Origin of the sequence: Streptomyces resistomycificus (genome assembly GCF_001514265.1) — a bacterium.
Lineage (GTDB): Bacteria > Actinomycetota > Actinomycetes > Streptomycetales > Streptomycetaceae > Streptomyces > Streptomyces resistomycificus.
In genome coordinates this window covers 651,967-675,403 of sequence record NZ_KQ948990.1, presented here as the reverse complement: position 1 = coordinate 675,403, position 23,437 = coordinate 651,967, and the positions used below count along the sequence as shown (strand labels likewise).

Sequence of the window (23,437 nt, the reverse complement as noted above, 5' to 3'; positions counted from 1 at the left end):
TCTGCGCCTCGCGCTGCACGAGACGCCGAACCCGGGCAGGCGGGGGGCGACTTCTGCCTCGGCTCCGTGGTGTCGGCCCGATCCGCCCTGGACGTCGGGTGCGGAACCGGACGACTGCGCAGGTGCTCAGCCGGTCCACCGTTCCTAATCAGTGAGCAGGAGTGAGTCTTGGACCCATACCTGGTCACTGCGGACACCCCGAACGGTTGTGGATGTCCTGGTTGCCCGCGTACGCGCCGCGTCCGGCGGCACGGATCGTGTCCGTGGTCCGGGGATGCGGGGGCGGGGTCCCTCACGTCCAGGGGCACGCCGGTCGGCCTGGACGGTCCGATGCTCGTGCACATCGCTCTGGTGTGCACGGGGCGGTGTCGTCCGTCGCCGGATCGGGTGACCTTGGGCGCGTCGTCCGATCGCGATGCTCGCCGCATCGTGCCGGGTGGTCTTACGGGTGGGGCCGGCCATGGGCTTTTGCCAGTGCTGGGCGCCCCACTTGCTCGTGTAGGCCGGGTCCACGGCGATGATCGCGATACCTGTGGCGTCGGCCATGGAGGTCAGCCGGGCGCGGAGCCTGCCGGTCGGCATGCTGGAGATGAGTTGCCGGAATCGGCGCTTGCGACCGTGCTTCTCTCTGGTTTTCTCGGCCTGGAAGTCGAGGTCTTCGACCGCGATGGCCTTGACGCCGCAGGTCTTGGCCCAGTTCAGCAGCCGCGTGAGGGCGTGACGTAGCTGGGCGTCGCGGTGCTGGGCGTTGCCGGACAGGTCGTAGAAGAACCGGCGCGGCCGGCCAGTCGGGTTGCCGTGAGTGTCCAGGCGCCATGCGGCGAGGTGATCGGCGTTGGTGTCCACACCGATCACGCCATCGGCGAGGGCGGCTTTGAGTGGGATGGTCTTGGTGGGGGGGATCTGCCAGGAGGCGTCCACGTACCAGCGCCCGCGCTCCGTGTGGTAGTGGATGCGGTAGGCCACGGCCCGGTTGGCCTCCACGCGGTCGGCCCACTCATGCCCCCGGTGAGGGAATCGCACCTTCGCAGCGAGTACGTACCGGCCGTGCTCGGCGTTCGCCAGGCCGGCGAGCGGGGCCGGGAGTTTGATCGATACTTCGCCCCCGGGCGTGATGCGGATCGTCTCGTTGCCGAACCTTTTCCCCGACTCGCCGTCCGCCTTCAGGAACCAGCGCCCGGCTTCCCACCGCTCACGCCACTGGGCCTCGGTGAGCTGCGCCTTGTCGAGGTTGTCACGGGTGCCCAGCAGACGTTTACCGCCACGCACGACCTGCACCCGGCCCGCTTCCCGGTCGGCCCGAACACGGTCGAGCCGGTCCTCCAGCACATGCAGGCGGCGCGCTTTGTGGAACCACTCGTGCGCCGAGCGGTAGCCGCCCAAAGTCCGCTTGGTGCCCTTCTGCCCGACCGGCAGCGACAGCCGGTGCCGGATCGTCGTGATACCGGCTTCGAGGGACTGCACGTGTGCGGCCTGGCCGCGCCGGGCGAGCGCCCACTGGTCATGCGTGGCCTTCGTGATCGACCCGGCCCACCTGGACGACGACTGGGCCGTCAGGTCCCGCTTACGGGCCGCCCATGACTCGGTGGAGTGCTCCAGGCCGTCGGCGCAACGCGTTTTAAGGTCCTTCGAGGCGAGCGAGCCCAAGTGCGCACCCACCAAGCGCAGAACCTTCTCATCCGAGGGCGTGAGGTCCCCCAGCCGGGTACGAACCGCCACACCGGACGGGCCGAGGGCGACGAACGGCACGGCGATCGGGCGGAGGTCAGCCATGTTCGGCCGCTTCCAGTGCCTTGCGGGCGCGGTTCTTCGCCGACCTGCGCCCGTACAGACGGGCGCAGAACGACGTCAGTACCTCCACCATGTCCCGCACCAGGTCGTCTTCGACCTCGCCGTCATCCACCACCAGCAGGCGACGGCCCGTCGCGGACAAGGCAGCCTCGACAAGCTCGACGTTCATCCGGCCGAGCCGGTCCTTGTGCTCCACCACCACGGTGCTCACGTTCGGGTCGGCCAGCAGACGCCGGGCCTTGGAACGACAGCCGTCCATCCCGGAAGCGATCTCCGCCTCCACACGAACGACTCGGTGACCGGCCTTCGCCGCCCACGCCGACAGCCGAGCGACCTGGCGTTCCAGATCGGTCTTCTGATCGTGCGAGGGCACGCGGGCATACAGGCCCAGACCGCCGATGGCCTCGGGCGTGGTGTTCGCATCGATGTTCACCAGGATCGTGCGCGGCCCGACCCGCTGAGCCGGTACCGGCAACGTCCCCTCACGGAACCAGCGATACGCGGTCTGCGGATGCACGCCCTGCGTCTTCGCCCATTCCGTCAGATTCACACTCCGACAACGACACTCACTCCTACATGGTTACGCTCACCTGCCCGACTTCGAGGAGCAGCAGGTGGACACCCCCGTGCTTCCTCGACGCCGACAGCTCGTCCCGGTTCCAGGACGAGGCGGGGCTGCGGGTCGGTCGTCGAGCAGTACGGCGACGAGGAGGGCGAGGGCCGCGCGCCCCGCCGCACCGGACATCGCCACCGTCCCAGGCAGCCGACTGACCGGCAGTGCGGCGACGAGGAAAGCGGGGACCGTGCGCCCCCGCCGCACCGGACGTCGCCACCGTGCCCGGCGGCCGGCCGGCCTGCGGCTACGGGCGCTCGATGTCCTCCTCCAGCGCGGCCAGCGCCGGGTCGAGGACGATGTCCTCCTCGCGGCCCTCGATCGTCGGGTCCTCCGGGAAGTGACAGGCCGTCAGGTGGCCGTCGCGGTTCCCGGACAGCCGGACCAGCGGCGGCTCCTGTGCCGCGCACTTGTCCTGTGCCTTCCAGCAGCGGGTGCGGAACCGACAGCCGGAGGGCGGCGAGATGGGCGAGGGGACGTCGCCGGCCAGCCGGATGCGCTCCCGCCGGCCGGCCTCCTCGTCGTGCAGGTTCACCTCGGGTACGGCCGACAGCAGGGCGTGCGTGTAGGGGTGGCGGGGGCGGGTGTAGATGGATTCGCGGTCGCCGACCTCGATCACCTTGCCGAGGTACATGACCGCCACGCGCTGCGAGAAGTGCCGTACGACAGCCAGGTCGTGGGCGATGAACAGGAACGCGATGCCGAGCTCCTGCTGGACCTTCTGGAGCAGGTTGACGACCTGTGCCTGGATGGAGACGTCCAGTGCGGAGACCGGTTCGTCGGCCACGATCAGCTTCGGTTCGAGGGCCAGGGCGCGGGCGACACCGATGCGCTGGCGCTGGCCGCCGGAGAACTCGTGCGGGAAACGGTTGTAGTGCTCGGGGTTGAGGCCGACGATCTCCAGGAGCTCACGGACCCGCTTCTCCCGGCCGCCCGTCGGCTCGATCCCGTTGATCTCCATCGGCCCGGAGATGATCTTGCCGACCGTCTGGCGGGGGTTGAGTGAGGAGTACGGGTCCTGGAAGATCATCTGGATCTCGGACCTGATCGGCGCGAGCTGCTTGCGGCCGGCGTGCGTGATGTCCTTGCCGCGGTACGAGATGGTCCCGGAGGTGGGCTCCAGGAGCCGCGTGATCAGCCGGCCGGTCGTGGACTTTCCGCAGCCCGACTCCCCCACCAGGCCGAAGCTCTCGCCGGCTCGCACGGTCAGGTCGATGCCGTCGACGGCCTGCACGGCGCCGACCGTGCGCCGGATCGGGAAGCCGCCCTTGATCGGGAAGTGCTTGCGGAGCCCCTCCACCACGAGCAGCGGTTCACCGGCGCCGTCCGTGGCGGCCTCGCGTGGGGCGGGGAGGACGAGGTCCTCTTTCATGACGGGTCCTCCTAGCCCAGGCGGGGCTTGATCTCTTCGACGAAGATGGTCCGCTTCTGCTCCGCCGTGAGATGGCAGGCGGAGGCCCGGTCCGGGGCCAGCGGCGGGCGTTCGGTGACACATCGGTTGCCGCCGACGCGGTCCTGGAAGGTGCAGCGCGGATGGAAACGGCAGCCGGACGGCGGGGTGAGCAGGGAGGGCGGGGCGCCGGGGATCGGCGCGAGCGCGGCCGAGAGGTCCGAGTCCAGCCGGGGCATGGAGTTCAGCAGGCCCCAGGTGTACGGGTGTTGCGGGGAGCGGAGGACCTGGTTCGTGGTGCCGCGCTCGATCGCGCCGCCCGCGTACATCACCATGATGTCGTCGGCCATGTCGGCGATGACGCCGAGGTCGTGCGTGATGAAGATGATCGCCGACCCGAACTCCTGCTGGAGGTCGTTCAGGAGGTCGAGGATCTGTGCCTGGACGGTCACGTCGAGGGCGGTGGTCGGCTCGTCCGCGATCAGCAGGTCGGGGTCGCAGACCAGGGCCATCGCGATCATCGCGCGCTGGCGCATGCCGCCGGAGAACTGGTGCGGGTAGTCCTTCGCCCGTTCCTTGGGGTTGGGGATGCCGACCTTGCCGAGCATCTCCACCGCCCGCTCCCACGCCGCCTTCTTGGAGGCACCCATGTGCTTCATGAACGGCTCGGCGATCTGCCGGCCCACCGTGTAGTACGGCGACAGGGCGGTGAGCGGGTCCTGGAAGATCATGGCGACCTTGTTGCCGCGCAGCTTCTCCAGCTCGGACTCCCGGGCGGTCGTCAGCTCCTTGCCCTCCAGGAGGATCTCGCCCTCGACGGTGGTGAACTTCGGGCTGTGCAGGCCCAGGATGGTCAGGTTGGTCACGGACTTGCCCGAGCCGGACTCGCCGACGATGCCCAGCGTCTTGCCGCGCTCCAGGTCGAAGGAGAGCCCGTCCACGGCCCTGACGATCCCGTCCTCGGTCTTGAAGCTGACGTGCAGGTCCCGCACCGAGAGGAAGGCGCCCGCGTCGGCCGGCGAAGGAGCACCGGCTTCCTTGGTCACAGTGGTCACGACAGAGCTCCTAGGACAGCCGCACGCGCGGGTCGATGAAGGCGTAGCAGGCGTCGACGATGATGTTGCACAGCAGGATCGCGGCGGCGGAGAAGATCATCACCCCGAGCAGCAGTGGAAGATCGCTGAACTGCACGGACTCCACCGCGAGCCGTCCCAGCCCCGGTAGCCCGAAGGTGTACTCGGTGATGATCGCGCCGCCGAGCAGCGAGCTGAGGTCGATGCCGAGGATGGTGATGATCGGGATGAGGGAGCCGCGCCATGCGTACCGGAAGAACACGAAGCGGCGGCTCATGCCCTTGGCGCGGGCCGTGCGGACGTGTTCCTCCTGGAGCTGCTCGATCATCGCGGAGCGCGCCATACGGGTGTACTGCGCGGCGAAGATCGTCGAGAGCACGGCCCAGGGGATCAGCAGTCCGGTGAACCAGGCGGCCGGGTTGTCGGTGAGGCTGGTGTACCTGGGTTCGTCGAAGATGTGCGTCTGGTACACCAGGATCGCCAGCGCCAGGGGGCCGAGGAAGTAGATCTGCATCGAGCTGATCACCATCGAGCCGGCGGTGAACGACTTGTCGACGAGTGTGCCGCGCTTCCATGCGGCGACCAGTCCGGTACCGAGCCCGACGAACAGGAAGACGATGGTGGCGCCGAACGCCAGGGAGAGCGTGAGCGGCAGCCGGTCCATCAGGGTCGACCAGACCGCCTCGTTGGTGTGGTACGAGTAGCCGAAACAGGGGGCCGGGCAGGGCCCCTGCGGGAAGGTGTCGCGGCCCATCACCAGACCCTGCAGGAAGATCCAGTACTGCTCCGGGATCGACTTGTCGAGCCCGAGGGTGTGGTGGATGTTCGCGAGGGCGTCGGGGGTGCACGTCTTGCCGCACATCAGCAGCGCCGGATCGCGGGGCATACCGAAGAACAGCAGGAAGGCGACCACGGTCAGCAGAAGCAGGATCACCAGGGAGCCGAGGATCCGGCGGAAGAGGAAGCGCAGCATCTCAGTGGCAGCTTTCGGGCGTCGGAAGCCTGGGCGGCGCGGTGCGCCACGTCACGTCGCGGGACGGGACGGGGCGCACCTGAGGCCGCTTGGACGGGTTACTTCACGAACAGCCTGCGCGGGTCGACGCCGCCGATGACGTCGTCGTACACGAGGCCGCCGATCTTGGACCCGGCGATCTGGGTCTGCTTGTAGTACGCCGTCGGGATGTTGGAGACGACGTCCTTCACGATGTACTCGTTGATCTTGTTCCACTCCTCGGCGGCCTTGACCGGGTCGGTCAGGGCGGTGACGCGGTCGATGTCGGCGTTCACCTTGGGGTCGTTGATGTGCGAGTAGTTGGAGGCACCGTCCTGGATCTGGCGGCCGTCGTACAGCGGCGGGATCACGGTGGACGCGCTCGGCCAGTCGGCACCCCACGCGGTGTGGTAGATGTCGTAGTTGTTCTTGACCTTGCTGACCTGGTCGTAGTAGGTCTCGGCCGGGATCTCCTGGCGCTGCACGTCGAAGCCGGCCTTCTCCAGACCCGCGGCCATGGCGGTGGAGTACTGCTGGCCCTCAGGGGTGTTGATGTAGCCGAAGGTCAGCTTCAGGCCCACCTTGCCGGCCTTCTCGAGCAGTTCCTTCGCCTTGGCCGGGTCACCCGCGGGCTTCTTCTTCTTGCCGAAGGGGTCGAAGCTCGCGTCGTAGCCGGACACCGTCGGGCTGATCAGACCGCCGGCGACCTCCATCGCGTCGGTGCCGCCGTAGGCGCGCACGAACGGGGTGATGGGCAGTGCGTAGGCGATGGCCTCGCGCACTTCCTTCGACTTCATCTCGGGCTGCGACAGGTTGATGTTCATCTGCCCGACGTACGGCTGGTAGCCGGAGACCGTGCGGGACTTGAGGGCCGAGTCGGCGAGGACCTTCGACAGGTTGCCCGCGTCGACCTGGTTGCTGAAGCTGATCGCGGTCGCGTTGGTGCCGCTGTCGTCGAGGATCGCCTTGGTGGAGTCCTCGTACTGCTTGTTGAACTCGAAGTTGAACTCGTTGACGTACTGGTGGCGGACCGCGTCCGTCTTCGGGTCCCAGTTGGTGTTCTTGACCAGCTTCATCGACTTGCCGGACTTGAACTCCTGGATCTTGTACGGGCCCGCCGTCATCGGGGCCTTGTCGTACTTCTCCTTGGTGTCCTTCTTCTCCGACACGAGGGAGTAACCCGCCATGGCGAGGGCGTACGGCAGGTCGGGTTTCGCGTTCTTGAACTTGAAGACGATGGTCTTGTCGTCCGGCGTCGACAGGACGCTGTCCGGCAGGTGCTTGCCGTCGTACGGGCCGTCCTTGAGGAGCTTGCGGTACTCAGCGCCCGGGGTGTCGGCCATCCACTGCTGGATGAACGTCGGGCCGTTGGAGACGAACGGAGCGAACAGCCGCTCGAAGGTGTGCCGGACGTCGGCGGCGGTGATCGCGGAGCCGTCGGCCCACTTGATCCCGTCCTTGAGCTTGTACGTCCAGGTCTTGCCGCCGTCGGTGGTCTGGCCGCTGTCGGTGGCCAGGTCGCCGACGACCTCGTGCTTCTGACCGTCGTCGCTGGTGGCCTTGTAGGAGGTCAGCCCGCGGTGGATCAGCTGCGAGAGCGCCATCTCGTCCGAGACGTAGATCTGTCCGGGGTCGAGGTGCGCGAAGCTGTCCCGCTGGAGCACCGTGATGGTGCCGCCCGGTTTGGCGCCGGAGACCTCGGCGGCCGGGCCGGTCGAGGCCTTGGCGTCCCCGAAGGAGATGCCGGACTGCTGCCGCTCGGCGTTCTTCTCGTCGTCCTTGTTGTTGCTGCTGCCCTTGCTGCCACCCTCGCTGCAGCCGGTGAGCACGAGAGCCCCCGCCGCGAGCAGTGAGAGCGCGGCGTGCGCGTGGCGTCCACCCTTACCCATCACTCAGATTCCACCCATCTTGTGTCACCAGTGCATTGACAGTGCGAACCGGCCTACGTGCCGGCCGGTGTGTGTCGGGCGGATGCCCACAACCTGGCGGTCAGCGCGCCGTCTTGGGGTCGAAGGCGTCCCTGACCGAGTCCCCGAGCAGGTTGAACGCCACGATGAAGATGATCATCGAGATGCCCGGGAAGAACATGTAGGTGAGGTCGTTCTGCATCACGAGCTCGGTCGCCGCCTTGGAGAACATCTGGCCCCAGTCCGGCGTCGGTTCGACGAGTCCCACGCCGAGGAAGGACAGTCCGGCCTCGGCGGTCACGAAGTTGGGAAGCATGTAGGTCGACTGCACCAGGATCGGCGTGACCACGTTGGGCAGGATCTCCTTGCGGATGATGCGCCCGGGCGGTGCCCCGCTCACCTTGGCCGCCTCGATGAACTCCCTTTCCCGCAGGGCGAGCGCGGTGCCGCGCAGGATGCGGGCCAGGCTCATCCAGCCCAGGACCCACATCACCGAGATCAGGGCGACCACCCGGACGTACACGGGCGTCTCGTCCCTGGGGCTCACGAACAGCGAGACCACGACCGGCATGCTCGCGATGAAGAAGAGCTGCGAGGGGAGGGCCAGCAGGAAGTCGATCAGCCTGCTGACGAAGTAGTCGATCTTGCCGCCGAGATAGCCCGCGGCGACACCGAGGATGATGCCCGTCAGGACCGTCGCGAGGGTGACCGCCAGGGAGATCATCAGGGAGTTGCGGATGCCGTACAGCAGCTTGGTGAAGACGTCGTAGCCGTTGCCCGGCTCCAGGCCGAACCAGAACTCGCCGCTGATCCCGCCGTTGGGCTGCAGCGGCACACCCGCGCTGTCGAAGAGTTCGGGGCGTTCGTCCGCGTACACGGTGTACGGGTTCTTGCCGTACAGCTTGGAGATCAGCGGCGCGGCGAGCCCGACCACGAAGAAGAAGATCACCACGTAGGCCGAGATCACGCCGGTGCGGTCCCGCTTGAAGCGGATCCACATCAGCTGGCCGGGAGACCGGCCCTCGAGCTGCTTGGCCTCGTCCGGTTTCGCCTTCGGCTCTTTCTCGCCGTCGACGACGACCGACGTTCCGCCGCCCTCGATGTCGATAGGACTTGTCACAGTTCGCCCATTTCACAGGATGTGGGTGTGCCGAGCCGACGACCGGCGCAGGAGTGCGCGGTCGCGGACCGGATCATGAAGAAGCGTCAGGACACCGCGAAGCAGGCGGGAAACGCGCAGCCGGACGCGCGTAGGCGCCTGGGCGTGCCGAGCCGCCGGCCGCCTGCGCTCAGTGGCAATCGCCGTACAGTGACGGGCACTTGACGGCTACGGATGACGCTGTGACCCACCTGGTGCTTGTGACACCGCGCATGGGACTCCTCCTCATGACTCCACGTGTTCACCAACAGGAGGGGGCACATGTCTGTCCTCCGACACCCCTGACGGAGGGTCAGACACCCCCTGGTGCTCGTGAGTCGGCGCCGTCCCCACGGCGCGAGACCCATTGACCCGAGCGCTACGCGGCTAACTATCTGCCATGAGCCAACTACCGACCACCGTCTTTAAATCTCAATTCAGTCACAGCTGACGCGTACATCTTCCAAAACTTGGACAAACTGTTCGACGCAAGAAGGGTGCGAAACGGACGTGTTACATGTGTACCGGGCAGGGATCTCCGCATTTCGGACAGCGGCCGCTCGCGAACGAGGCGAAAACCGGTTGCAAAAAGCCCGGTTGCCCCCACCATGGGGGCAACCGGGCTTCGGGCTGTCAGCCGGCTGAGTGTCAGCCGTGCTTGGCGCGGCTCGCGGCGCGGGCGCGCTCACGGGCGTCCAGGTTCACCTTGCGGATGCGAACCGCCTCCGGGGTGACCTCGACGCACTCGTCGTCGCGGCAGAACTCCAGCGACTGCTCCAGGGAGAGCTTGCGCGGCGGGACGATCGCCTCGAACGAGTCGGCCGAGGAAGACCGCATGTTCGTGAGCTTCTTCTCCTTGGTGATGTTCACGTCCATGTCGTCGGAGCGCGAGTTCTCGCCGACGATCATGCCCTCGTACACCTCGGTGCCGGGGTCGGTGAACAGCACGCCGCGCTCCTGGAGGTTCGTCATCGCGAACGCGGTGACGGCGCCGGCGCGGTCGGCGACCAGGGAGCCGTTGTTACGGGTGGTCAGCGTGCCGAACCACGGCTCGTGACCCTCGTGGATGGAGTGCGCGATGCCGGTGCCGCGGGTTCCGGTCAGGAACTCGGTCCGGAAGCCGATGAGGCCACGCGACGGCACGACGAACTCCATGCGGACCCAGCCGGAGCCGTGGTTGGACATGTTGTCCATCCGGCCCTTGCGGACACCCATGAGCTGCGTGACCGCGCCCATGTGCTCCTCGGGCACGTCGATCGTCATGCGCTCGACGGGCTCGTAGGTCTTGCCGTCGACCTCCTTGGTGACGACCTGCGGCTTGCCGATGGTCAGCTCGAAGCCCTCGCGGCGCATCTGCTCGACCAGGATGGCCAGCGCCAGCTCGCCACGCCCCTGGACCTCCCAGGCGTCGGGACGCTCGGTGTCGAGGACGCGGAGGCTGACGTTACCGACCAGCTCGCGGTCCAGGCGGTCCTTGACCTGACGGGCGGTGACCTTGCGGTCCTTGACCGCGGCCTTGTTGTCCGCGCCCTTGCCGGTGCCGCCCCGGCCGACCAGCGGCGAGGTGTTGGTGCCGATGGTCATGGAGATCGCCGGCTCGTCGACCGTGATCAGCGGCAGCGGGATCGGGTTCTCGGGGTCGGCGAGGGTCTCGCCGATCATGATGTCCGGGATACCGGCGACCGCGCAGATGTCACCGGGGCCGGCCACCTCGGCCGGCTTGCGGGTGAGCGCCTCGGTCATCATCAGCTCGGTGATGCGGACGTTGGCCATCGTGCCGTCGCGCTTGATCCAGGTGACGGTCTGGCCCTTGCGCAGCTCACCCTGCTCGACGCGCAGGAGCGCGATACGGCCGAGGAAGTTGTCGGCGTCCAGGTTGGTGACGTGCGCCTGGAGCGGGGCCGCCTCGTCGTACTCCGGAGCCGGCACGTGGGACAGGATCGTGGAGAAGAAGGGCTCCAGGCTGTCGCTGTCGGCCGGGACGGTGCCGTCCTCCGGCTTGGTCAGCGAGGCGACACCGTCACGCGCACACGCGTAGACGATGGGGAACTCGATCTGGTCCTCGTCGGCGTCGAGGTCGAGGAAGAGGTCGTACGCCTCGTTCACGACCTCGTCGATGCGCGAGTCGGGGCGGTCCGTCTTGTTGATGCACAGGATGACGGGCAGGCGGGCCTGCAGCGCCTTGCGCAGCACGAAACGGGTCTGGGGCAGCGGGCCCTCGGAGGCGTCGACGAGGAGCACGACCGCGTCCACCATCGACAGACCGCGCTCGACCTCGCCACCGAAGTCGGCGTGACCAGGGGTGTCGATGATGTTGATCGTGATGACGTCGCCGCCATCCTTCGGGTGGTACTTCACCGCGGTGTTCTTGGCCAGGATCGTGATGCCCTTCTCACGCTCCAGGTCGTTCGAGTCCATCATGCGGTCGTCAAGCGACTCGGCGGCGTGCGCGGCGAAGGCACCGGCCTGCTTGAGCATGGCGTCGACCAAGGTGGTCTTGCCATGGTCGACGTGGGCGACGATGGCGACGTTGCGGATGTCGTGGCGCGTGGCCATATTGAGGCGCTTCTCCCGGAGTGTGAGGACGGCCTGCGCTGACATCTGTGTCGCGCGGACCCTGCCGGGCTGGACACGCCACGGCCTCACCCCATGGTACGTGGCCCTGACGGAGACGGCCTCCACAGGGCCACGCGGCTCACTTCCGTGACGGGCCCGGGGCCGCCTTCGAGCCCTTCTTGAGGAAGCCCATGTCCTCGTAGACCGGTGTCTCGAATCCGAAGGAACCGGCGTTGACCAGGTCCTTTCGCGCGGCCGTGAGCTGGGGACGCTGGTAGAGGGGGATGGAGCCCGCCGCCGCCCAGATACGGGAGTCGGCCTTGCGGATGAGCCCGCGGTGCTCGCCCTCGTCGAGGGTGCCGACGGCCTGGTCGAAGAGCTGGTCGACCTGGTCGGTACCGACGCGGGTGTAGTTCTGCTCGACGTTCAGGGAGCCGTCGGCGGCCGGCACCGGCTTGGCGAAGATGGGCCGGGCGTCGGTGGCGGGGAAGGCGGAGGCGGGCCAGGAGTACAGGGCGAGGTCGTACTGGCCGGACGCGATGTGGTCCTTGAAGTAGCTCTCGTCGGCCACCTTGGAGATCTCGGTGCGGATGCCGACCTTCTTCAGCATGCGGCTGATCCGGTCGGCCACGGTGCGCAGGGTCCGCGAGCCGCTGCCCGAGGGGAGCACGAAACGGAGGGTGAGCGGCTTGCCGTCCTTGGCCAGCGTGGCGGGCCCGGCCGGGACGGCCGCAGGGGCGGCGGTGCCCAGGGGGGCGTAGGCGCCGGGCGCGCCGCCCGGCTTCGACTTGCTCGTGTACTGCTTGCCGTCCTGGGCGAGGTGCTTGCCGCTCTCCCCGCCGCGGTCGGCCTCGCCGGGCGCCTTGTCGTCCTCGCCGACGATGTACGTGCCGTCGTCGCCGCCGGCCGACTCCTCCTCGGAGCTCTCCGACTTCTCCGACTTCCCCGACTTCTCCCCTTCGGCGCCGGCCGCCTTCTCACCCTTCTTCTTCGTGATCGGCCCGCCGAGCACCCAACCGGCGTCGGCGAGCAGCGCCTGCGCCTCGTCGGTGTCCTGGCCGCCGAGGGCGCCGCTGTTGTCGGCGTAGGCGGCCTGCCCGGACAGGGCGAGGTGGCTGCCGACCGGTACGGCGGGCAGTCCGAGCGGCTTGAGGACGGCCTTCGCGAGCGCCTCCCGGTCGAGGGCGCGGGCCACGGCCCGGCGGACCCGCTCGTCGGCGAGCGGACCGCCTGCGCCGTTGAGGGCGAGCTGGGTGTACGCGGGCTCCAGCGACGTGCGGACCTCGAACCCCGGCAGGGCCGCCCGACGACGCTCGAACCCGCCGGCCGCCTTGCCCTGCTTCTCGTCGGAGCCCGCTTTCCCGTCGGAGTCGGAGTCGGAGTCGCTGTCCGAGTCGCTGTCCGAGTCGGAGCCCGTGCCGGAGCCCGCGGCCTCGTCGGAGCCGGCCTCCCGCTCGGAGCTCCGCTCCTGGTCGGCGCTCGTCCCGTCCTCGTCGGAGCCCCTCTCCTCGTCGGCGCTCGCCTCGTCCTCCGAGGTCTTGCGCTCCCCCGGGCCCTGCAGCGGCGTGCGCGTGCCCTTGCCGCCGGCCCGCTGGGCGAGGGTGAGGTGCTCGGCGGACTCGGGGTCGACCTCGGCCAGGTCGAGGGTCCCGGCCGCCAGCGCGGCGGCCCGCTTGTCGTGCGGTACGGCCCGCAGCACGATCTCGGAGAGCTTGGCGGGCTGTCCCCACCAGCGCGGATTGCGGGTGAGGACGACCTCGTCGTCACCGCGGTCCACCTTCTTCACGGCGAAGGGACCGGCGGTGACCTTGAGCTTGCGGCGGGCCCCGTCGTTGAAGGAGTCCGGGGTGCCCATGACGTCCTTGGGGTACAGCGGCGAGAACAGCGACCGCCAGTCGGCGTACGGCCGCTCGAAGGTGACCCGTACCTCCAGGTCGTTCGCCCCGCGCTCGATCTTCTCGATGCGTTCGTACCCGGCGTTGCGCGCGGTCCAGTACGCGGTGTCCTTGCCGGACAGGGCCCGCCACTGGGCGGCGAAGTCGGCCGCGCCGATCTCGCGGCCGTCGCTCCACACGGCCTGCTGGTTCAGCTTGTAGAGCACGACCTGCTTCGGCTCGGTGTCGACGACCTTCGCGGACTCCAGGTAGTCCGGGTTGCGCTCCGGCCGGCCCCGCTCGTCCAGCCGGAACATCGACGGCAGTACGGCCTGCGCGACCCGGCTGGTCGCCGCGTCCGCGTCCGCCTGGAACGTGTTCAGCGTCTCCGGCACGGCGTCCACGGCCCAGCGCAGCGTGCCACCGTCGGCGATCCGGGCCCGCCCGGCCGGCGCGATGTCCTGCTTCGCGAGGGGCTTGCCGGCCTGGTCCTCGGAACTGCATCCGGCGAGCAGGGGCACCGCGAGCGCGCCCGCGGTGAGGAAGGCGACCGAGCGCATGACCGCGCGCAGTCCGACGCCGTCGTGAGACATGCCTTCTACCTCCGGGAGTGGGCCGCCGGTTTTGATCACGTTTGGCGGTATATGGAGCTGATCAGATGTATGCGGCCACTGAAGAGGAAAGGGTTCAGCAGGGGGCGGCGACACGGCGGAGGACGGCTCGAAGCCACCCGTGCGGCGCAATCCGCGGCGCGCCGGGGGCGCGCGGAGAGAGACACGATCCGCCAATCCATGCACACGGCTTCCCACCGGGAGGTGTGACGCGCAACACTCGCAGGCGCATGACCGTTCCCGCCCAGGGCGACGCCGCCCACGGAAGTGAGGTCACGTCATGTCCGTGCACGACGAACTGACGTCAGCCCAGCGATGCCTCGACGAGCTGCTCAGGTCCGTGAAACGCCTGGAACAGCAGCTCGGCAGCGGTGGCCTGGAGATGCGCCGCGTCCGGGCGGACGCCGACCGCCTGCGCGAGAGCCTCGCGCTGCTGCGGGAGACCGACGCCGGACCGGCCAAGCCCCGGCGCCCGGAACTCGTATCGATCCCCGACACCCCGTACGACAACAGCCTGTGGACGGACTCGGACGACGAGGGACTCGGCGCCCGGGACCGCCGCGCTCCCTAGGACCCCTGTCCTGCGAAGAGGCCTGAGCGTCCGGAGTCCCGACCCGACCGGAGTCATGAATTGGCCACTGGTACGGAACCCCCAGCCACCGAGGAACCACATCCCCCGCGCGGCGGCGTACGCACCGGTACGCGCGCCGCGATCGCCGCCCCGCACCTGCGCACCGACCGCTGGTGGCTGGCCCCGGCCGCCACGGCCGCCGGCCTGTTCGCCTTCATCGTGTACTCGACCTGGCGGGCGTTCGCGAACACCGACTACTACGCGGCACCGTACGTCTCGCCGTTCTACTCCCCCTGCCTGGCGGAGAACTGCGAGCCGATGCGCGGCGGCCCCAACGCCGACCTCTTCGGCAGTTGGTGGGGCATCTCCCCCGCGATCATCATCCTGATCTTCCCACTCGGCTTCCGCCTGACCTGCTACTACTACCGCAAGGCCTACTACCGGGGTTTCTGGGCGTCCCCGCCGGCCTGCGCGGTCGCCGAGCCCCACAAGAAGTACTCGGGCGAGACCCGCTTCCCGCTGGTGCTGCAGAACATCCACCGGTACTTCTTCTACGCCGCGATCCTCGTCGCCGGGATCCTGACCTACGACACCGTGCTCGCCTTCCGTGACGAGCACTACGCGTGGGGCCACATGGGCCTGGGCACCCTGGTGTTCCTGGTCAACATCGTGCTGATCTGGGCGTACACCCTCTCCTGCCACTCCTGCCGGCACATCGTCGGCGGCAAGCTCAAGCACTTCTCCCGACACCCCGTGCGCTACAAGGCGTGGCAACTGGTGGGCAGGCTGAACGCCCGCCACATGCAGCTGGCCTGGGCGTCGCTGGTGAGCGTGGCGCTGGCCGACTTCTACGTGTACCTGGTCGCCTCCGGCGCCTTCGACGATCCGAGGTTGTTCTGATGTCCGTGGTCGACCGCCAGGAGTGGGACGTCGTCGTGGTCGGTGCCGGCGGCGCCGGACTGCGGGCCGCCATCGAGGCGCGCGAGCGCGGTGCCCGTACCGCGGTGATCTGCAAGTCGCTGTTCGGCAAGGCGCACACGGTGATGGCCGAGGGCGGCATCGCCGCGGCGATGGGCAACGTGAACTCCGGCGACAACTGGGAGGTCCACTTCCGCGACACCATGCGCGGCGGCAAGTTCCTCAACCAGTGGCGGATGGCCGAGCTGCACGCCCAGGAGGCTCCGCAGCGGGTGTGGGAGCTGGAGACCTGGGGCGCCCTCTTCGACCGTACGAAGGACGGCCGGATCTCGCAGCGCAACTTCGGCGGCCACGAGTACCCGCGGCTCGCCCACGTCGGCGACCGCACGGGCCTGGAGCTGATCCGCACCCTCCAGCAGAAGATCGTGTCGTTGCAGCAGGAGGACTTCAAGGAGACCGGCGACTACGAGTCCCGCCTGAAGGTGTTCCAGGAGTGCACGGTCACCCGGGTCCTCAAGGACGGGAGCCGCGTGTCCGGGGTCTTCGCCTACGACCGCGAGACGGGCCGTTTCTTCGTCCTCGAAGCCCCCGCCGTGGTGATCGCGACCGGCGGTATCGGCAAGTCCTTCAAGGTCACGTCGAACTCGTGGGAGTACACCGGCGACGGCCACGCGCTGGCCCTGCTGGCGGGCGCGCCCCTGCTGAACATGGAGTTCGTGCAGTTCCACCCGACGGGCATGGTCTGGCCGCCGTCGGTGAAGGGCATCCTCGTCACGGAGTCGGTGCGCGGCGACGGCGGAGTGCTGCGCAACTCCGAGGGCAAGCGGTTCATGTTCGACTACATCCCCGACGTCTTCAAGGAGAAGTACGCCCAGTCGGAGGAGGAGGGCGACCGCTGGTACGAGGACCCCGACAACAACCGGCGTCCCCCCGAGCTGCTCCCCCGCGACGAGGTGGCCCGCGCCATCAACTCCGAGGTGAAGGCGGGCCGCGGCTCCCCGCACGGCGGGGTCTTCCTGGACGTGTCGACGCGGATGCCCGCCGAGGTCATCCGGCGTCGGCTGCCGTCGATGTACCACCAGTTCAAGGAGCTGGCCGACGTCGACATCACCGCGGAGCCGATGGAGGTCGGGCCCACCTGTCACTACGTGATGGGCGGCATCGCCGTCGAGTCCGACACGGCGGCCGCCCGCGGGGTGCCGGGACTGTACGCGGCCGGTGAGGTCGCCGGCGGCATGCACGGCTCGAACCGCCTCGGCGGCAACTCGCTCTCCGACCTGCTGGTCTTCGGGCGCCGGGCGGGACTGCACGCGGCGCAGTACGCGGCCGGGCTCGCCGGGGGCCGGCCTCCCGTGGACGACGTCGAGATCGACGCGGCGGCCGCGGAGGCGCTGCGCCCCTTCTCCGCCGAGGGGCAGCCGCCAGGCGAGGAGGAGGGCCGCCCGCCGGAGAACCCGTACACCCTCCACCAGGAACTCCAGCAGACGATGAACGACCTCGTCGGCATCATCCGCCGCGAGGGGGAGATGCGGCAGGCCCTGGACAAGCTGGCCGAGCTGCGCGTACGGGCCCGGCGGGCCGGCGTCGAGGGGCACCGCCAGTTCAACCCCGGCTGGCATCTCGCCCTCGACCTCAGGAACATGCTCCTGGTCAGCGAGTGCGTGGCCCGGGCCGCGCTGGAGCGCACGGAGTCGCGCGGCGGTCACACACGCGAGGACCACCCGGCGATGGAACGCGCGTGGCGCCGCGTCAACCTGCTGTGCCGGCTCACGGACCCGACCGGTGGGCTGGCGGCCACCGACCCGGTGCGCGGCCAGATCGACCTCACCCGGGAGTCCACCGACCCCGTCCGTCCCGACCTGCTCGCCCTCTTCGACAAGGAGGAGCTGGTCAAGTACCTCGCCGAAGAGGAGCTCTACGAATGAGCGGCTACACGGCCCACTTCAAGGTGTGGCGCGGTGATGTGCGGGGCGGCGGCCTGGAGGACTTCGAGGTCGAGGTGAACGAGGGCGAGGTGGTGCTGGACATCGTCCACCGCCTCCAGGCCACCCAGGCCCCCGACCTCGCCGTCCGCTGGAACTGCAAGGCGGGCAAGTGCGGTTCGTGCTCGGCGGAGATCAACGGGCGGCCCCGGCTGATGTGCATGACCCGCATGTCGGTGTTCACCCGCGAGGAGACGATCACCGTCACCCCGCTGCGCGCCTTTCCCGTCGTACGGGATCTCGTCACGGACGTCGGGTTCAACTACGAGAAGGCGCGCGAGGTGCCGGCCTTCGTGCCGCCGGAGGACCTCGGTCCCGGTGAGTACCGGATGACGCAGGAGGACGTGGACCGGTCGCAGGAGTTCCGCAAGTGCATCGAGTGCTTCCTGTGCCAGGACACCTGCCATGTGGTCCGCGACCACGAGGAGAACAAGGCGGCCTTCGCCGGGCCGCGCTTCCTGATGCGGGTCGCGGAGCTGGACATGCACCCGCTGGACGCGGCCGAGGAGAGCGGCCTGGACCGCAAGCGGACCGCGCAGGACGAGCACGGCCTCGGTTACTGCAACATCACCAAGTGCTGTACGGAGGTCTGCCCCGAAGGCATCAAGATCACGGACAACGCGCTGATCCCCCTGAAGGAACGGGCGGTCGACCGCAAGTACGACCCGCTCGTGTGGCTCGGCGACAGGATCCGGCGGCGGACCTCGTCAGGCTGAGGCCCTGAGGTACCCCGAGTGCGCGACCTGACCGAGGAAGGTGAACCGGGTGTCCGTGGCCATGTGCTTGTCGAAGGCCTCCTTGATGCCCGGCCACTTCGGGTGCCCGAAGTCGTCCAGGACGACGATGCCGCCGGGCGCGACGATCTGCTCGGCCCACTCCAGGTCGGCGGCGACACCGGCCGCGGAGTGGTCGCCGTCGACGACGATCACGCCGTAGGGGCGGTCGGCGACCAGGGCACGCACCTCGGGGTCCTCGGAGAAGCCCTGCCGGATCCGGGCGGCGGCACCGGCCGCTCCCGCCAGGCCCAGGTTGACGCGTACCGCCGCTCCCTGCACGGGTGTGCCCGAGGCGTCGTCGCCCATGCTGGCGCCGGGCTGCAACTGGGTGCCCGCGAGCGGATCGACGATCGTCAGCCGCGGGTCGCGCCCCGCGCGTTCCATCATCCGGATCAGGGCCGCGCCGAACATCCCGTACAGGGTGCCGATCTCCAGGATGTCGTCGTTCGGCGGATCCAGCAGCGGTACGGCGGACAGCTTGCCGACGATGTTCATGGTGCCGCCGGCGATCCGGCCGACCCCGAGCGCCTCCATGGCGATGAGCAGCCGGAAGGCCTGGGCGACATTGCGCTCGGCGCCTTCCCGGTCGCCGGTGACCTGCGCCAGCTCGGCGATCGTGCGGTCGAGGTGGGGTGCGGAGGGCAGCCGGGACGCGCCGCGTCCGGTGCCGTCGAAGAAGAGCTCCAGGGGGCGCTGGCGGCTGCGCAGCTTCTCCATTTCCCTCCGCACCGCGTCGGGCGTGGCACCGCCGGCGGGGTGGCCGACGGTGTTCCCGAGGGCTCGGCGGACCTGGCGCTCGATGCGCTGGTCGATGAGTTCGACGATCGGCCGCAGGGCACGGCGGGCCGTCCTGCTGGTGAGTAGCGCTCGCATCCGGGGACGGTAGGACGCTCACAGCCCGCTCACAACCAACAGACGCACCCGCGCGGGCGAAGGGCGCATGACGTCTCGGCCACGGAACGCTTACGTCACCGCGCCCCGACGCCCGACCAGCTCCAGCGCCCTGCGCAGGTTGTGCTCGGCGATGGCCCGCATCGGCCCCGGGTCGGGGTAGTCGCCGTCGAGGAGACGGAGGGGGCCGGCGACCAGGGACAGGCGCATGGCCAGGCGGTAGAGGCGGAGCCGGTCCTCGTCCAGGCCGGGGGTGCGCAGGAGGTCGTACGCCTCGTGGAAGCGCAGCTCCAGGAAGACGTGCTCCCACTCCACGTCGAGGTACATCAGTCCCTCGACGTCGATCAGGACGGGGGCGCCCCCGCCGTCCAGCAGGACGTGGTCCGGGCCGAGTTCGCCGTGGACGAGGGTGTGCCGGCCACGCGGCCGGACCGCGGCGGACAGCTTCCGTACGGCGCTCTCCAGGTCGTCGCGTGCGGCGGCGATCCGTTCGTCGCGTACGGCGGTGGCCGCGATGTCGCCGAGCGCGCCCTCGGTGACGCGCTGCTCGCAGGAGCGCGCCGACGAGACACCGCCGTTGTCGACGAGGGCGACCTTGCCGAAGGCCGGCCCCTCCTGCGCGTGCAGCGTGGCGAGCAGGTCGGCCAGCCGCTCCAGCGCCGCCCGGCCCGCGACCGGGTCGCGCTCCAGCGTCTCCTCCAGGCTCCCGCCCGTGACGTCCTCCACGACCGCCGCGTCCGCCGGCAGGTGCGTGTGCGTGGCGTCGGCGTACAGGAGGCGGGGCGTGCGGACACCGGCCGCGGCCAGCCGGTCGTGCGCCGCGGTGAGCAGGTCGAGGCCGGTGCCGTGGGAGAACGGGTCGCGCGGGTCCGAGGGCCCGGCGTCCCAGTAGTCCTCGTCCGCCGACCAGACGTAGGCGACAGAGGTGGAGTCGTCGTCGAAGGTCAGCCGGTAGACGCCCTTCTTGGAGCCGCCACGCAGCCTGTCGACGCCGGCGAGCGTGCGGCGGGGGCCGGTGGCCGCACGGGCGAGGGGGGCCAGATCGGCGCGGGTGAGGGGCTTGCGGGTGACGGTCATCGTCGGATGCTCGCACCCGCCGAAGGCCTACCGCAGCCGGTTTCCGGCGCGGTCGGCCGTCGTCGGCGTCGATGTCAATCGGCCGTCAGCCGTCAGCCGTCAGCCGTCAGCCGTGGGCCGTGGGCCGTGGGCCGTCAGCGCACCCATCCCTCGCGGTATGCCGTCCAGTCCTCCTCCGTGGCCGCGAAGTCCACGTACGCGGCGACGCCGAAGTCGGCGCGGTCGGCGTCCGTGCGGGACAGGCCGAGCCGGACACCCCGGACGGCGGCGGAGACCGTCTCCGCGTGGTTCCAGTGCCCGAACCGGTTCTCGTGGTAGAAGGGCAGGCCCATCAGCAGGTCGGTGGACTTCGGGGTGACCTCCAACGCCAGCGAGGTCTGCTGGGCGACATAGCCGCCGTAGGTGCTCTGCAGCGGCTGCATGGTGTCGTATGACATCACCGCGATCTGGTCGACGCGGCGGGCCACCTGCCCGAAGAACTCCTGCGACCACCACTTCGGGTGGCCGGCGACCGTGCCCCAGAAGGAGTGGAAGCCCGGGACCGGGTCGATCTGGTGGGCCGCGATCGACAGCTGCGCCCGGTCCGCGCGGGTGACCTCGCGCAGGGAGTCGAGGAGGGTCAGGTAGTCGTCGTCGTCCGAGTGCAGGGGCTCGAGGTCGAAGTGGACCCCGTCGTAGCCGGTGGCGAGGATCTGCCGGGTGGAGGCGACGACGGCCGCGCGCGTCTCGGGACGCTCCAGCCGCATGCCGTTGGGGCTCTCCGTGGCGAGTACGTCTCCGAGCCAGGCCTGGACGCGGATGCCGGGCGCCGCGGTGTGCACGGCGTCGATGAACCACCGGGCACGCGGGTACGCCGACTCGGGGAGCGTGCCGTCGTGCTCCAGCGGACCCGAGTGGACGTAGAGGTCGCGGATCCCGGTGGTCTCCAGGTCCCGGGCGAGTGCGGTGACGTCGGCGTCCTTCTTCCGGCCGTCGACCCAGGCGTGGCCCAGCCAGATCGCGTCCTTGTTCCGGGTGTACGTGCCGTCCGCAGGGTCGCCCGCGTAGTTGATCCTGAGGGCGATCTGGGAGGCGAGGACCGGGACGACGACGATCAGGACGAGTGCGAGGGCGGTCCGGCGGGTCCAGCGGACCCAGCGGCGGCGCGGGGGCTTGCGGGCAGTGTCGGGCTGGGGTCGCTGTTCCTGATCCTGACCGGCTGCCTCGGCCCGTATTCGCTCCTGCTCCGGTTTCTCCGGTGCCTGTTCGTCCGGTGCCTGTTCCCCCGGTACCTGTTCCTCCGCTGCCAGTGTCTCCGGTGCCTGTTCCTCCGGCTCTCGCTCTGGGCTTCGGGTCTCCTCCCGCTGGTGTCCCTGCTCCTGCTCCTGCTCCTGCGGTGCTGCCATCCCTGTCCCCCCAGAACGTTCCGTTGCGCGTCCCTGGCCCGATCGCCCGCCCACCCCACCCCGGTCGCGAGGGGGCATTCCTCCCCATACGCTCCGGAATGTGACGTCATCCTTGATCCGGGGCCGACCGCGGCGGACCCGCTCCCACATACCGGTGCGGGTGGCGCATGCCGTGGCAGGCGGGGCGGTCGGGATCGCGTGGCTGGTGTTGCCGGGGATGACGATCAGCACCAACGTTCCGGTTGCGATCAGCAGGGACCTTCCGGTCACCGCGAGCGCCGGTACCTTCGTGTCCGCGGCTGCCCCGGAGGGCGAGGGCGGCTCTGACGTGTCCGACACTTCGGACGCATCGGTCGCGGACCTGGCCCTCCCGCTCGTGGTTCTGGGCGCGGTCGGCGCACTGGCCGGCTACGGGTACGTACGCCGCACCCGACGAGCCCGGACCCGCACCACCCCCGGCGGAAGCGCCCACCCCGCCCACTCCGCCTCCGCCGCCCCCACCACCCCGCCCGTCACCGACCTCGACGAGCAGTCCCGGTCACTGCTGACCGAGGCCGACAACTGGATCCGCACCAGCCGCGAGGACCTGGACTTCGCCGAGGCTCGCGCCGGATCGACGGCCGTCGCCCCCTTCGCGCAGGCGCTTCGGGACGCGGAGTCGGAACTGTCGGCCGCCTTCCGCATACGGCAGCAGTACGACGCCGGCATCCCGGCCGACAAGGCGTCCCGGCACCATGCCCTCGCCGGGATCGTGGGCCGTTGCCAGGAGGTCGGCCGCCGCCTGGACTCCGAGGCCCCCGCCTTCGACCGGCTCCGCGCACTGGAGGGGCAGTTGGCGGAGGCACTGGAGACGGCCGAGACCCGTTTCCGGGAACTGGCGGGGCGCGTCGGCACGACCGAGGTGGTCCTGGCCGACCTGGGCCGACGCTACGCGTCGTCCGCGTCGGCGGCCGTGACGGGATACCCCGAACAGGCCAAGGACCGGCTGGTGTTCGCGACCACCCATCTCAACCAGGCCCGTCAGGCGTCGGATCGAGGGGAGGCGGAGCGAGCGGCGAACGATCTGCGCGCAGCCGAGGGCGCCGTGTCCCAGGCGACCGTCCTCATCACCGGAGTCGACCGGCTCGCCGCCGAACTGGAGGAGGCCGCCGCGCTCGTCCCGGCCGCGCTCACCGGTGCGGAGGCGGAGATCGCCGACGCGGGGACCCGGGTGACGGACATGCCGCCCGGTGAGGTGCGGACGACGGTCCTGCACGCGAACGCCGTACTGGCCGCCGTACGAGTCGAGTTGACGTCCGGACAGCCCTACGACCCCCTGGACTCCCTGCGCCGGATCGTCCGGGCGGTGACCCCCGTCGCCACGGGCCGCTCCGGCGTCCTCGCGACCGCCGCCCTGTGCGCTGCCCGCAGCACCACCACCGCGGCTGCCGACTTCGTCACGACGCACCGAGCCGCGGTGGGCGCCACCGCCCGCCTCCACCTGGCAGAAGCGGAACGCGTGCTCGCGACCGGCACCCCTGAGGACCGCCCCCGCGCCGACGAACTCGCCCAGCGGGCCCGCGAGATCGCCGAACAGGACGTACGAACACACGGCAACCCCCACGCAGGAGCGGACGGACACGCAAGCGGCACCGCCGGTGCGGTACTGGGCGGCATCCTCCTGGACGGCACCTCACCGGCCAGCCCGGCGGGCAGTTTCGGTGGGCCGGAGACCCGGGGGCGGCGGGGATTTTCAGCCACGTAGCAACGCAGTTGTCCGTGACGCTTCCAGCCGCCATCTCGCCCACTTAGTACGCTGATCCGATCGCAACGCGAGTGATTCCAAGTGTGCGGTACGGATTAACGGGGTGAGTGGGGCGTGATCAAGCCGGATCAGATTCCGCAGTTCACGGG

At 69.7% G+C, this 23,437-nt stretch carries 17 protein-coding genes; 5 read left to right on the top strand and 12 right to left on the bottom strand.

Going from position 1 to position 23,437, the window contains the following annotated elements:
* Positions 1-144: 144 nt before the first annotated feature.
* The 9 genes from AQJ84_RS13080 to AQJ84_RS13040 all read right to left on the bottom strand — a co-directional run bounded on the left by AQJ84_RS13080 (position 145) and on the right by AQJ84_RS13040 (position 13,926).
* The gene (locus tag AQJ84_RS13080) at positions 145-1,773 is read right to left on the bottom strand and encodes an IS200/IS605 family element transposase accessory protein TnpB (protein WP_030038358.1); all 1,629 of its coding nucleotides are present in this window, start codon (positions 1,771-1,773) and stop codon (positions 145-147) included.
* Positions 1,766-2,341 carry an IS607 family transposase gene (locus AQJ84_RS13075; RefSeq protein ID WP_030038357.1) on the bottom strand — a complete coding sequence of 192 codons (576 nt, stop codon included), beginning with the start codon at positions 2,339-2,341 and terminating at the stop codon, positions 1,766-1,768. Before AQJ84_RS13075 ends, AQJ84_RS13080 begins: the two co-directional genes overlap by 8 nt.
* Before the next feature lie 310 nt (positions 2,342-2,651).
* On the bottom strand, positions 2,652-3,776 hold the full coding sequence (locus tag AQJ84_RS13070; protein WP_059198819.1) for an ABC transporter ATP-binding protein: 1,125 nt from the start codon (positions 3,774-3,776) through the stop codon (positions 2,652-2,654).
* An 11-nt stretch (positions 3,777-3,787) separates the two neighbouring features.
* Positions 3,788-4,849 carry an ABC transporter ATP-binding protein gene (locus tag AQJ84_RS13065; protein ID WP_053190200.1) on the bottom strand — a complete coding sequence of 354 codons (1,062 nt, stop codon included), beginning with the start codon at positions 4,847-4,849 and terminating at the stop codon, positions 3,788-3,790.
* A 10-nt stretch (positions 4,850-4,859) separates the two neighbouring features.
* Positions 4,860-5,840 (bottom strand): ABC transporter permease, encoded by a 981-nt coding sequence (locus AQJ84_RS13060; protein ID WP_030042875.1) that lies wholly within the window; start codon positions 5,838-5,840, stop codon positions 4,860-4,862.
* A 98-nt stretch (positions 5,841-5,938) separates the two neighbouring features.
* A complete protein-coding gene (locus AQJ84_RS13055; protein WP_030042876.1) occupies positions 5,939-7,747 on the bottom strand; it encodes an ABC transporter substrate-binding protein in 1,809 nt (602 codons plus the stop codon).
* 100 nt (positions 7,748-7,847) lie between these two features.
* Positions 7,848-8,885 (bottom strand): ABC transporter permease, encoded by a 1,038-nt coding sequence (locus tag AQJ84_RS13050; RefSeq protein ID WP_030042877.1) that lies wholly within the window; start codon positions 8,883-8,885, stop codon positions 7,848-7,850.
* A gap of 666 nt (positions 8,886-9,551) precedes the next feature.
* Positions 9,552-11,459 carry a translational GTPase TypA gene (gene typA, locus AQJ84_RS13045; RefSeq protein WP_030042878.1) on the bottom strand — a complete coding sequence of 636 codons (1,908 nt, stop codon included), beginning with the start codon at positions 11,457-11,459 and terminating at the stop codon, positions 9,552-9,554.
* Between the two features lie 139 nt (positions 11,460-11,598).
* Entirely contained in the window at positions 11,599-13,926 is a 2,328-nt protein-coding gene (locus AQJ84_RS13040) for an ABC transporter family substrate-binding protein (RefSeq protein ID WP_053190201.1), read from the bottom strand.
* A 298-nt stretch (positions 13,927-14,224) separates the two neighbouring features.
* On the opposite strand from AQJ84_RS13040, the gene AQJ84_RS13035 reads away from it, so the two are divergent.
* Genes AQJ84_RS13035 through AQJ84_RS13020 form a run of 4 tightly spaced genes read left to right on the top strand, consistent with a single transcriptional unit; the run spans position 14,225 to position 18,131 of the window.
* Positions 14,225-14,515, top strand: coding sequence for a hypothetical protein (locus AQJ84_RS13035; protein WP_030042880.1), 291 nt, complete (start codon positions 14,225-14,227; stop codon positions 14,513-14,515).
* Between the two features lie 60 nt (positions 14,516-14,575).
* Positions 14,576-15,415: a hypothetical protein gene (locus AQJ84_RS13030; RefSeq protein WP_030042881.1), complete on the top strand. Its 840-nt coding sequence runs from the start codon at positions 14,576-14,578 to the stop codon at positions 15,413-15,415.
* Positions 15,415-17,358, top strand: a complete 1,944-nt coding sequence (locus AQJ84_RS13025) for a fumarate reductase/succinate dehydrogenase flavoprotein subunit (protein ID WP_030042882.1) — start codon at positions 15,415-15,417, stop codon at positions 17,356-17,358. Before AQJ84_RS13030 ends, AQJ84_RS13025 begins: the two co-directional genes overlap by 1 nt.
* A complete protein-coding gene (locus tag AQJ84_RS13020; RefSeq protein ID WP_030042883.1) occupies positions 17,355-18,131 on the top strand; it encodes a succinate dehydrogenase/fumarate reductase iron-sulfur subunit in 777 nt (258 codons plus the stop codon). Before AQJ84_RS13025 ends, AQJ84_RS13020 begins: the two co-directional genes overlap by 4 nt.
* On the opposite strand, the gene AQJ84_RS13015 is transcribed toward AQJ84_RS13020, so the two are convergent.
* The 3 genes from AQJ84_RS13015 to AQJ84_RS13005 form a co-directional block, all read right to left on the bottom strand.
* Entirely contained in the window at positions 18,123-19,064 is a 942-nt protein-coding gene (locus AQJ84_RS13015) for a class I SAM-dependent methyltransferase (RefSeq protein ID WP_030042884.1), read from the bottom strand. The genes AQJ84_RS13020 and AQJ84_RS13015 overlap by 9 nt on opposite strands.
* A gap of 90 nt (positions 19,065-19,154) precedes the next feature.
* Complete coding sequence (locus AQJ84_RS13010) at positions 19,155-20,159, bottom strand: phosphotransferase family protein (protein WP_053190202.1); 1,005 nt, start codon at positions 20,157-20,159, stop codon at positions 19,155-19,157.
* 134 nt (positions 20,160-20,293) lie between these two features.
* On the bottom strand, positions 20,294-21,544 hold the full coding sequence (locus tag AQJ84_RS13005; RefSeq protein ID WP_078632212.1) for a glycosyl hydrolase family 18 protein: 1,251 nt from the start codon (positions 21,542-21,544) through the stop codon (positions 20,294-20,296).
* Positions 21,545-21,872: 328 nt separating this feature from the next.
* Here AQJ84_RS13005 and AQJ84_RS43720 point away from each other — a divergent pair, with 328 nt between their 5' ends.
* Positions 21,873-23,288, top strand: a complete 1,416-nt coding sequence (locus AQJ84_RS43720; protein ID WP_310591745.1) for a hypothetical protein — start codon at positions 21,873-21,875, stop codon at positions 23,286-23,288.
* The last annotated feature ends 149 nt before the right edge of the window (positions 23,289-23,437 follow it).

Coding starts and splice junctions, on each gene's coding strand:
- AQJ84_RS13080 (WP_030038358.1), bottom strand. CDS start 1,773: ATGGCTGACCTCCGCCCGATCGCCGTGCCGTTCGTCGCCCTCGGCCCG.
- AQJ84_RS13070 (WP_059198819.1), bottom strand. CDS start 3,776: ATGAAAGAGGACCTCGTCCTCCCCGCCCCACGCGAGGCCGCCACGGAC.
- AQJ84_RS13060 (WP_030042875.1), bottom strand. CDS start 5,840: ATGCTGCGCTTCCTCTTCCGCCGGATCCTCGGCTCCCTGGTGATCCTG.
- AQJ84_RS13055 (WP_030042876.1), bottom strand. CDS start 7,747: ATGGGTAAGGGTGGACGCCACGCGCACGCCGCGCTCTCACTGCTCGCG.
- typA (WP_030042878.1), bottom strand. CDS start 11,459: ATGGCCACGCGCCACGACATCCGCAACGTCGCCATCGTCGCCCACGTC.
- AQJ84_RS13040 (WP_053190201.1), bottom strand. CDS start 13,926: ATGTCTCACGACGGCGTCGGACTGCGCGCGGTCATGCGCTCGGTCGCC.
- AQJ84_RS13035 (WP_030042880.1), top strand. CDS start 14,225: ATGTCCGTGCACGACGAACTGACGTCAGCCCAGCGATGCCTCGACGAG.
- AQJ84_RS13025 (WP_030042882.1), top strand. CDS start 15,415: ATGTCCGTGGTCGACCGCCAGGAGTGGGACGTCGTCGTGGTCGGTGCC.
- AQJ84_RS13020 (WP_030042883.1), top strand. CDS start 17,355: ATGAGCGGCTACACGGCCCACTTCAAGGTGTGGCGCGGTGATGTGCGG.
- AQJ84_RS13015 (WP_030042884.1), bottom strand. CDS start 19,064: ATGCGAGCGCTACTCACCAGCAGGACGGCCCGCCGTGCCCTGCGGCCG.
- AQJ84_RS13010 (WP_053190202.1), bottom strand. CDS start 20,159: ATGACCGTCACCCGCAAGCCCCTCACCCGCGCCGATCTGGCCCCCCTC.
- AQJ84_RS13005 (WP_078632212.1), bottom strand. CDS start 21,544: ATGGCAGCACCGCAGGAGCAGGAGCAGGAGCAGGGACACCAGCGGGAG.